Raw genomic sequence first — 9572 nt, forward strand, 5'->3', positions numbered from 1 at the left:
CGGCGGACACGCCGGGCGTCGTCGCGCCGGGCAGCGCGGACGCGGGCGCGGACGCAGAGGTGAGAGCCACCGCGGCGGCGGGGAGCGATCCGTCGCTCACCGGCGGAATTCCGGGCTGGAGGCCGTCGATCACGGGCGGCACGGTCTCGTCAACGGTGCCGCCGATCACGCCGGTCACGTCATCGACCACGCCCACCACCTCGGTCACGAGGTCGGACGCGCCGGAGTCGACGACGATCCCGCCGACGATCGGAAGGCGGCCGACGGCGTCGAGGATCGGTGCGGTCACGCGCGAGATGGGCGAGTCCGCGAGGAGGTCGGTGGTGGTGTCGATCACCGACGAGGTCGCGTCCGTCACCGTGCCGAGCACGGGCGCCGCGACCGACCCCACGACCGGGACGCTCTCGACCGTCTCCGTGACCGTCTCGACGACGGCGGGCGCGGCCTGCACGGGGGCGACCGCCTGCGAGACGACGGGGGCGACCACCTGCGTCACCACCGGGGTGACCACCTGCGTGACGACGGGCGCGGCCACCTGGGTCACGACCGGGGCGACGACCTCGTTCACGACGGGTGCCGTCACGGCGGTCACCGTCTGCGTGACCGCGGTGGTCAGGGAGTCGAGCGGGCCGGGCTTCTGCTCGTCCGCGTGAGCGGATCCGCCACCGGTGAGCACCGTAAGTGCGGCCCACGCGAGCGCGCCGAGGCCACCCCAGAGAACGACGGCGGGTACGCCGCGTCGGGTCGCTCGAGCGCTCACGTCGTCCTCCCCCTCTGAAGGCAACGCCATATCGATACGGGTGTGTCGATGGGGAGCAGAATACTCGCGGGGTCCCACCCTGTCCAGGCCCATTTACAACCGCGACGGGTGGTGTCAGATCGTGACGCGCCCGGCGGATTTCCGGCTTGACTTTCCCCAAGTTCTACACATGTCGCTCCGGCAGGGGAAACCTTCAACGCGCGATTTAAGCTCGTTTCCATCCACAGGGTGGGGAAACGAGAAATCCCAGGTCAAGCATCATAAAAAAGTTCTTCTTCACCACACTCCACCGGGTTATCCACACCCGTTCTGCACAGACACTCCGCGTTTCTCCGCACGCTCTCCACATGGTTATCCACAGGCTGTGTTGCACCGTGTGGAGACCGCTCATAGCGTGGTCGAGCGACCGAATGTCGGGGGCCCCTGTTTGTCTGGAAACGGCCGCCGCGCGGGCGTGGAACCACCGACGACCACTCGTCATCCGCTGTCGGAGTTCCGCATCGGAACCGTCGCATCGAAGGGAACACTGTGTCGATCGCCGACATCTCGGAGGAGCGCCTGGGAGGGCAGCGTCCGCCCGAGCGCACCCCGCCGCACGACCTCCTCGCCGAGCAGAGCGCCCTGGGCGGCATGCTGCTGTCGAAGGACGCGGTGGCCGACGTGATCGAGACCCTCAAGGGCGCCGACTTCTACATCCCGAAGCACGAGCTGATCTTCGAGGCGATCCTGTCGCTCTACTCGCACGGCGAGCCGACCGACGTGGTCGCCGTCACCGACGAGCTCATCAAGACGGGCGAGCTGAGCAAGGCCGGCGGTGCCGACTACCTGCACACGCTCACCTCGATCGTGCCGACCGCGGCGAACGCCGGCTACTACGCGGGCATCGTGTCGGAGCGGGCCATCCTCCGCCGGCTGGTCGACGCGGGCACCCGCATCGTGCAGCTCGGCTACGACGGCCAGGGCGACGCGACCGACATCGTCAACAACGCGCAGGCCGAGATCTACTCCGTCACCGGTTCGGAGACCGCCGAGGACTACGTGCCGCTGACGGTCGCGGTCGACGCGGCGGTCGAGGAGATCGAGGCGGCGAACGGCCGCGACGGCTCCATGACGGGCATCCCGACCGGGTTCCGTGAGCTCGACGAGCTGACCAACGGCCTGCACGGCGGCCAGATGATCGTCGTCGCCGCCCGACCGGCCATGGGAAAGTCGACGCTCGCGCTCGACTTCGCGCGCGCCGCCTCCATCGGCCACGACTTCCCTTCCATCTTCTTCTCGCTCGAGATGGGCAAGAGCGAGATCGCGATGCGTCTGCTCAGCGCCGAGGGAGCCATCCCGCTGCAGAACATGCGCAAGGGAACGCTCGACCCGCGCGACTGGACCACGGTCGCCGCGACCCGCGGCCGCATCAACGACGCGCCCCTCTACATCGACGACAGCCCGAACATGACGCTCGTCGAGATCCGCGCCAAGTGCCGGCGGCTCAAGCAGCGTGCCGGGCTGCGCATGGTCATCATCGACTACCTGCAGCTGATGACCTCGGGCAAGCGCGTCGAGTCCCGTCAGCAGGAGGTCTCGGAGTTCTCGCGAAGCCTCAAGCTCATCGCCAAGGAACTGCAGGTGCCGGTGATCGCGCTGTCGCAGCTGAACCGTGGTCCCGAGCAGCGGCAGGACAAGAAGCCCGCCATCAGCGACCTGCGTGAGTCGGGCTCGATCGAGCAGGACGCCGACATGGTGATCCTGCTGCACCGCGACTCCGTGTACGACAAGGACGTGCGTCCGGGCGAGGCCGACCTGATCGTGGCCAAGCACCGTAACGGCCCGACGGCCACCATCACGGTTGCGTTCCAGGGCCACTACTCCCGCTTCGCCGACATGGCCCCCGGCGGCGACTTCAACTGATCTGCGCACGGACCGCCGGTCGCCCGGGCCCGTCGCGCTGGCGCGGGCGGGCGCATCCTGACAAGCTGACGGGATGAACCGCACCCGCGCCATCGTCGCCGTCGTCGCGGGGGTGGCGGTCGCCGGTGTCGCGGCCCTCGCCGTCCCGGCTGTCGTCTCCGCCGTCTCCGCGCCGTCCGAGACGTTCACGCACGCGCCGGCACCGGCCCCCGCCGCGGTCGACGAGTCGGAGTCCGCGCCGGGCGAGGGCGACCTGGTCGATCTCGGCGACGGCGTCTCCGTGCCCGCGGGCGGTCCGGGGGAGTGCACCACGAACTCGCTGATCAACATCGTCGCCCAGGACGGAGGGGCGCCGCATGCGAAGCTGCTCGGCGACCTCGTCGAGATGGGGGCGTCCGACCTCGCGAACGGCACCCCCGTGCTCGGCGACGACGGCACGGTCGTCGCCTACGAGGTCGCCCCGGGCGACAGCCTGATCGCGATCGGTCAGCGGTTCTGCATCGACTACGTCACCGTCTCGATGTACAACCACGTCGACGGCATGACCGTGCACCCGGGCGACGTGCTGATCCTCCGACCCGACCCCGCCCTCCCGTGGATCGACCAGTACGGGCCGTTCCAGGCGGAGGCCGGCACCTCCACCATCCCCTACGCCAACGCGTTCATCGAGTTCTCGAACGCGATCGCCGCGGGCGACCTGGGCGCGGCGCGCGTCGTGTGGCAGCGCCTCGGCCCCGATGTCTCGCCGGAAGGGCAGGCCGTGGTCACGCAGGCCCTCGCCGACGAGGACTGGGACGTGCTGCACCAGCTCTTCCCCTGATCCCGCGCCACATGCCCTTGTGGCTCCCGCCCCGGCGGGTGTAAGACGGAGCCAGTCGAAGTGGACTGGGGTTCGACATGGGGACGTGGACGCGCGCACGGCGTCGTGCGCTGGCGGTGGTCGGAGCGACCGTGATGCTGGTCGGCGCGCTCGTGCCCGCCGTCGCCTCCGCCGCCGACGAGACCTTCACGATCGTGGTGCTGCCCGACACGCAGGGCTACACCGTGTCGAGCACGTACGAGCAGACGATGGCCGCGCAGACGCAGTGGATCGTCGACTCCCGCGCGCAGCTCAACACGAAGTTCGTGATCCAGGTGGGCGACCTCGTCGAGTCGTGGCCGAACGTGAACCACTGGGAGCGCGCGAGCCGGTACATGAAGACGCTCGACGACGCGGGCGTGCCGAACTCGGTGCTGCCGGGCAACCACGACCTCGACATCACGACCGGCGAGTCGAGCACGTACGACACCTACTTCCCGCCGAGCCGGTACTCCGCCGCCTCGTGGAACAGCCCGACGGTGTCGTACGGCGGATACCTGGGGCAGAACCAGTTCGGGCCCGACGGCATCGACCGCAAGAACAAGGACAGCTACAGCCTGCTCACGGTCGGCGACACGAAGCTGCTGCTGCTGAGCCTCGAATTCGAGTCGCCCGCCTACACCCTCGCGTGGGCCCAGCGCGTGCTCGACGCCCACCCCGACCGCAAGGTCATCCTCGCCACGCACGGCTTCATCAACACGGGGGGCACGCGCGCCACGCACGTCATCCGCACCGACGTCACCCCGGTGTCCGCGGTGACGCTGTGGAACGACTTCGTGTCGCAGAACTGCTCCATCTTCCTTGTCGTCAACGGCCACTGGCACGACGGCGACATCGGCGAGGCGCGGCGCACCGACCCGAACTCCTGCGGCACGCCCGTGCACCAGATCCTGTCGAACTACCAGAGCCGCGCGAACGGGGGCAACGGCTGGCTGCGGTACTACACGTTCGATCCCGCCGCGGGCACGGTCGACGCCTTCACCTATTCGCCGACCCTCCAGCAGTACGAGACCGACGCCGGGAGCCGCTTCACCCTCCCGGTCGACCTGGAACCCGGCACGGACGAGGTGCTGCTCGCGGGCGGGTCGACGTGGAAGTGGCGCAACTCGACGCAGGCGTGGCCGACCGGGTGGACGACCCTCGGCTTCGATGATTCCGGGTGGGGTTCGGGGAGGGCCCCACTCGGATGGGGCACCGGTGCCGTCACCTCGATCGACCTCGGGCCGCCGAGCACCAACCGCGCCCGCGCGATGCTCTTCCGCACCACCGTGACCCTCGCCGACATCGACGAGCTCAGTGGCGTGACCGTGAGCACCCGGGCCGACGACGGGGTGGCGGTGTGGGTCAACGGCACGCTGCTGGGCACCTCGCACCTGCAGTCGACCGCGCCGACCAGCGCGACCTATGCCGACGCGGTGCGCTCGACGAGTGTCGCGACCGCCGACCCCGCCGTGTTCGCGGTGCCGTCCGGACTGCTGCGCGAGGGGGCGAACGTGATCGCCGCCTCGGCCCACGTGAACTACCGCGGCACGCCGGACAGCACGTTCGACCTGGTGATGACCGCACGCCGCACGACCGTCGACCCCCCGCAGGACCCTCCGGGCGCCCCCGCGGCCACCGCGACCGCCACGTCTCCCACGAGCGTGGACATCGCGTGGTCGCCGGGCCCCGGAGGTGCGGTGAGCGGTGTGGAGGTGTCGCGCCCTGGCATGACGACGCTCACGGGGACAGGGGCGACGGGGGTGGTGACGGACGCGGCGGCACCGGCGGGGAGTGCGGTGTCGTACGCGGTGGTCGCGATCGGGCCGGACGGTGCGCGGTCCGCCGCGACCACGGTCTCCGTCACCACACCTCCCGCGGCGACGCCCGTGCCGGTCACGCTCGTGCGCAGCGACGCCGCCTGGCGCTTCCGCTACGCGGCCGGAGCCTGGCCGACCGGATGGACGGGCGTCGCGTTCGACGACACGGCGTGGGGGCAGGGCGCCGCACCGCTGGGCTTCGGCAGCGGCATCACGACGGTCGTCGACGTGCCACCCCCCACCACGCAGCGCCCCATCAGCATGCTGTTCCGCACGTCGTTCACGGTCACCGACCCCGCGAAGCTCTCCGAGCTGGTGCTCACGGCGCGCGCGGACGACGGGGCGGTGGTGACGGTCAACGGCGTCGAGGTCGGCCGGCTCCGCATGCCGACGACGACCGTCACCTCGACCACGTACGCCACCGCGGCGCCGAACACGGCCGCCGCGGTCGCCTCACCGCTCGTGATCCCGATCCCCGCGTCGTCGCTGCGCGCCGGCGTCAATGTGATCGCCGTGTCGACGCACCTGAACTACCGCTCGACTCCCGGCGTCTCGTTCGTCGCGACGCTGGAGGGCAAGACCCTTCCCTGAGCCGCGTGCTCGCGCAGGGCGAGGTGCACGCGACAGGAATGCGCGTCGGTGAACGGCAGCACGCGATCGATCACGACCGGTCCGCCCGCGCGCTCCAGCAGTGAGCGCAGCAGCTCCTCGTGCACGCGGCAGGCGACCGGTCCGTCGTCGGCGAGCAGGGCGTGGAAGCGGCACGGTGCGAGCTCGATCGTCAGCGCCTCCTCGTCGACCTCGGGCTCCAGCCCCACCTCGTCCAGGTGGTGGTAGAGCGCGTCGAGCTGGTGCGTCGCGTCGGTCGGCAGGGTGGACTCGGTCGCCGGGAGCACCGCGCGCATGAGATCGCCGTGCCGGATCGCCTCACGCAGATGCCGCTCCGCGACCTCGTTGCGATCGGTCGCTGTCACCACCGCGAAGCGCAGCCGGGGTCGTCCACGGCGGCCGGTGTGCTCGACCTCGGAGCGCACGTGCCCCTCCTTCTCGAGGATCCGGAGGTGATCGCGGAGGGTGTTGACGTGCAGGCCGGTGATGGCGGACAACTCGGCGAGACCGATCCCCGGGGTGTCGAGCAGGGCGTCGAGGACCCGTAGGCGACTCGACTGGGCAAGACCGCGGTAGGCGTCGATAGGACGTGGCATGTTACCTATTATCCGCGCAGGTCGGAGAACGGACGAATTGCACGGCCCGCGTCTGCGCAGGCTCCCGGCCGCCTGGGTAGCGTGGGGCCATGACCGGCGGACGTCTGACCACAGCACTGCGACTGCTGCTGCCCGCGTTCCTGCTCGGCGCGATGGTCGCCATCTCGTTCCTCGAGGCGCCGCTCAAGTTCCTGGCGCCGGGCGTGACCATCCCGATCGGACTCGGCATCGGGCGCCTGGTCTTCACCGCGCTCAACGTGCTCGCGGGTGTCGTGCTCCTCGTGCTGACGGTCGTCACGGTGCGGGCGCGCGCCGGGCGCACCGTCGGGGTGCTGCTCACCGCGATCTGGGTCGTGTTCGCCGTCGAGGTCGCGGTGATCCGCCCCGTGCTCAACCGCCGCAGTGATCTGGTGATCGCGGGGTCTGCCGCTCCCGGGACCGACGGGGCGCACTATGCCTACATCGCGGCCGACACGGTCCTGGTCGTGCTGCTCGTGGCGCTCACGATCGTCACCGTGCGCTCGGTGCTGCCCGATCCTGCGGCGACGCCGGCTCCAGGAGCGTCCGTGCGCAGTCCCGGGCCACGAGGAACGGGCCGTTGAACGTCCCCATCCCGACCGTGACGATCGCCCCTTCGTAGAGCAGCATCATCGCCTCGGCACGCCGGTCCGGATGGCCGAAGCCCGCCTCGGCGAGCAGCTCGTGGAACACCGACAGCAGCCACGTCTTCTGCCGCGACGCCTCGGCGAGCACGAGGCGCTCGTCGTCTCCGCCGTCGATCTCCGCGCGGGCGTTGATCGCGCTGCACCCCTTGGGGCTGTTCTCGTCGGACCAGGTGATGGCGGCATCGAACACGGCGAGCACGCGGTCGACGCCCGGCTCCGGCACGCGGGCGAGGTGCGCGGCGACGTGATCGCGCCAGCGGGCGTCTCGGTGCTGGAGGTAGGAGACGACGAGCGCCTCCTTCGAGCCGAACCGGTCGTACAGCGTCTTCTTCGTCACTCCGGCGGCCGCCGCGATGGTGTCGACGCCGACGGTGTGGATCCCCCGTTCGTAGAACAGCCGGGACGCGGCGTCGAGCACGCGCTGTGCTCCCGGGGTCAGGGGAACGAGCTGCGGGGTCTCCTGGGGCATGACACGAGTATACCGCCCTGTATAGTCAGGATCATGAGTAAACAGATCGGTATACTTCACGGGGCGTTGACCGTCGCCGCCGCCGTCGCCTTCGTCGCCACGTGGAGCTCGGGTTTCGTGATCGCCGCCATCGCCACGGCCGATACCTCCGCCCTCACCCTTCTCGTCTGGCGGTTCGTCCTCCTCGCGATCGTGCTGCTCCTTCTCGTCGGCGCGACCCGGGCGGCACGGGGTGTCACGCCGCGCGAACTCGGCGTCCAGGCCGCGATCGGGTTGTTCGCGCAGTTCGGCTACTGCGCCGCCGTGTGGGGCGCCGTCGCGGCCGGCATCGCCACCGGGACGGTCGCCCTCATCGACGCCGTGCAGCCGCTCGTCGTCGCCGCCCTGGTCGGCCCCCTCCTCGGCCTGCGCGTGCGCGGCGCCCAGTGGGCCGGGCTCGGGGTGGGTGCCATCGGCGTGGCCCTCGTCGTGCACTCCCAGCTCGGCTCCGCCGCGGCCACTCCCGCGGCCTACCTGCTGCCCGTGACCGCGATGGTGTGCCTCGTGATCGGCACGTTCCTCCAGCGGCGGTCGTCCGCGCACACGGGGGTCCTCGTGACCCTCGTGGTGCAGGTCACCGTCACGGCCGTCGTGCTGCTGGTGATCGCCCTGCTCGCCGGAGCGCTCGTCCCTCCGGCCACGGCGGGGTTCTGGATCTCGGTCGCGCTCGCCGCCGTGTTCCCGACGCTCGGCGCCTACGGCCTGTACTGGTGGCTGCTGCGTCGCGTGGGCATCACCGCACTGCAGGCCCTGCTGTTCCTCATCGCACCGGCCACCGCACTCGCCGGGGCACTGCTGCTGGGTGAGCCGTTGACCGTGCTCACCGTCGCCGGCTTCGTCCTGTGCGCCGGGGGTGTGGCGCTCGTGCTCGCGGGTGAGCGGGAGGCGCGGACCGAGGGGGCGGAGGCTCAGGGCCGGACGCGCACCGCCCGGCCCTCGAACGCGACCACGTCGCCATCGTGCAGTTGACGACCACGGCGGCGGTCGACCTCACCGTTCACGGTCACGAAGCCGTCGATGATGACCTCCTTCGCGTCGCCGCCCGAATCGAGCAGACCGGCGAACTTGAGGAACTGGCCGAGGCGGATGACCTCACCGCCGATGGAGACCTCGTCGATCGGATCGGAGTTCGTCATGCCTGCATCGTATCGGCCGCCCGCCGCGTCTCAGTCGTCGAGGTCCGTGCCGACCACGGCGAAGGAGGCATCGAACTCGATGTCGACCGAGCGGTTGTCCGCCGTGAGCACGGAGGCGTCGTAGGGGCTCACATCGTCGGCGTCGACGTCGAGGTCGGTGATCATGCCGTCGGCCTCCGCGAGCGCGGCCTCGACCAGCGCGCGGATGGTCTCGTCGTCGAGCGTGAGCGTCGGCCCCGTGTCGTCGTCGTCCGCCTTCTCGCTCGCCACGACGGACGCCTTCAGGTCGTCGTCCACGCGCACGTCGCTCTCGTCGCCCGTGGCCGTGGTCAGCTGCACCTCCCACGTGCCGTCGCGCTTCGCGTCGATCGAGGTCACCTCGCCGTCCGCGGCTCCACGCGCCGCCTCGGCGATGTCGAGCAGCTCGTCGATCGAGGCCGTGCCGATACCGGTCACCGGTCCACCCGCACCGGCCGGCCGGTCGTCGCGGTCGCCCTCGCGCGGACCGTCGTCGTCGCGGGGGCCGTGGTCGCCGTCGCGGTGGTCGCCGTGGCGCGGTCCCTCCATCGACGGGTGGTCGTCGTCGCCGAACTCATCGCCGATCGCCGCGCCGACAGCCACCCCGCCACCCGCGAGCAGCACGGCCGCGGCGAGGCCACCGCCGATGAGCAGGGCGCGCTTGCGTCCGGGCTTCGCCGGGGGAGTCGCCTCGCCTGCGGGCGCCGTGGAAGCGGGGGC

The 9572-nt window shown here is 70.8% G+C and carries 10 protein-coding genes; 5 read left to right on the forward strand and 5 right to left on the reverse strand.

Annotated features, from left to right (window positions below; genetic code table 11):
• Positions 1-760 (reverse strand): hypothetical protein (locus tag DW309_RS14075; RefSeq protein ID WP_136045726.1); only part of this gene is annotated, 760 nt, incomplete at its 3' end.
• 528 nt (positions 761-1288) lie between these two features.
• Between DW309_RS14075 and dnaB the strand changes: the two genes are divergently transcribed.
• The 3 genes from dnaB to DW309_RS14095 all read left to right on the forward strand — a co-directional run bounded on the left by dnaB (position 1289) and on the right by DW309_RS14095 (position 5911).
• Entirely contained in the window at positions 1289-2662 is a 1374-nt protein-coding gene (dnaB, locus tag DW309_RS14080; protein WP_062637804.1) for a replicative DNA helicase, read from the forward strand.
• A 73-nt stretch (positions 2663-2735) separates the two neighbouring features.
• The gene (locus DW309_RS14090; protein WP_168387283.1) at positions 2736-3482 is read left to right on the forward strand and encodes a LysM peptidoglycan-binding domain-containing protein; all 747 of its coding nucleotides are present in this window, start codon (positions 2736-2738) and stop codon (positions 3480-3482) included.
• Positions 3483-3559: 77 nt separating this feature from the next.
• A complete protein-coding gene (locus DW309_RS14095; protein ID WP_136045729.1) occupies positions 3560-5911 on the forward strand; it encodes a metallophosphoesterase in 2352 nt (783 codons plus the stop codon).
• Here DW309_RS14095 and DW309_RS14100 read toward each other — a convergent pair.
• Positions 5851-6525, reverse strand: coding sequence for a winged helix-turn-helix transcriptional regulator (locus tag DW309_RS14100; protein ID WP_136028494.1), 675 nt, complete (start codon positions 6523-6525; stop codon positions 5851-5853). The two genes, DW309_RS14095 and DW309_RS14100, sit on opposite strands and share 61 nt — an antisense overlap.
• An 89-nt stretch (positions 6526-6614) precedes the next feature.
• Between DW309_RS14100 and DW309_RS14105 the strand changes: the two genes are divergently transcribed.
• Complete coding sequence (locus DW309_RS14105) at positions 6615-7127, forward strand: hypothetical protein (RefSeq protein WP_205812780.1); 513 nt, start codon at positions 6615-6617, stop codon at positions 7125-7127.
• On the opposite strand, the gene DW309_RS14110 is transcribed toward DW309_RS14105, so the two are convergent.
• Positions 7036-7659 (reverse strand): TetR/AcrR family transcriptional regulator, encoded by a 624-nt coding sequence (locus DW309_RS14110; protein ID WP_136045730.1) that lies wholly within the window; start codon positions 7657-7659, stop codon positions 7036-7038. The two genes, DW309_RS14105 and DW309_RS14110, sit on opposite strands and share 92 nt — an antisense overlap.
• A gap of 33 nt (positions 7660-7692) precedes the next feature.
• On the opposite strand from DW309_RS14110, the gene DW309_RS14115 reads away from it, so the two are divergent.
• A complete protein-coding gene (locus tag DW309_RS14115) occupies positions 7693-8667 on the forward strand; it encodes a DMT family transporter (protein WP_240753234.1) in 975 nt (324 codons plus the stop codon).
• Here the strand turns inward: DW309_RS14115 and DW309_RS14120 are convergent.
• Complete coding sequence (locus DW309_RS14120) at positions 8607-8834, reverse strand: RNA-binding S4 domain-containing protein (protein ID WP_136028492.1); 228 nt, start codon at positions 8832-8834, stop codon at positions 8607-8609. The genes DW309_RS14115 and DW309_RS14120 overlap by 61 nt on opposite strands.
• Before the next feature lie 30 nt (positions 8835-8864).
• Positions 8865-9572 (reverse strand): hypothetical protein (locus DW309_RS14125; RefSeq protein WP_240753235.1); only part of this gene is annotated, 708 nt, incomplete at its 5' end.

Source organism: Microbacterium sp. K41, from assembly GCF_004794395.1.
GTDB lineage: Bacteria > Actinomycetota > Actinomycetes > Actinomycetales > Microbacteriaceae > Microbacterium > Microbacterium sufflavum.

Bases quoted from the DNA above. Each gene is read 5' to 3' on its own strand.
- DW309_RS14090 (WP_168387283.1), top strand. From the start codon at position 2,736: ATGAACCGCACCCGCGCCATCGTCGCCGTCGTCGCGGGGGTGGCGGTC.
- DW309_RS14095 (WP_136045729.1), top strand. From the start codon at position 3,560: ATGGGGACGTGGACGCGCGCACGGCGTCGTGCGCTGGCGGTGGTCGGA.
- DW309_RS14100 (WP_136028494.1), bottom strand. From the start codon at position 6,525: ATGCCACGTCCTATCGACGCCTACCGCGGTCTTGCCCAGTCGAGTCGC.
- DW309_RS14105 (WP_205812780.1), top strand. From the start codon at position 6,615: ATGACCGGCGGACGTCTGACCACAGCACTGCGACTGCTGCTGCCCGCG.
- DW309_RS14110 (WP_136045730.1), bottom strand. From the start codon at position 7,659: ATGCCCCAGGAGACCCCGCAGCTCGTTCCCCTGACCCCGGGAGCACAG.
- DW309_RS14115 (WP_240753234.1), top strand. From the start codon at position 7,693: ATGAGTAAACAGATCGGTATACTTCACGGGGCGTTGACCGTCGCCGCC.
- DW309_RS14120 (WP_136028492.1), bottom strand. From the start codon at position 8,834: ATGACGAACTCCGATCCGATCGACGAGGTCTCCATCGGCGGTGAGGTC.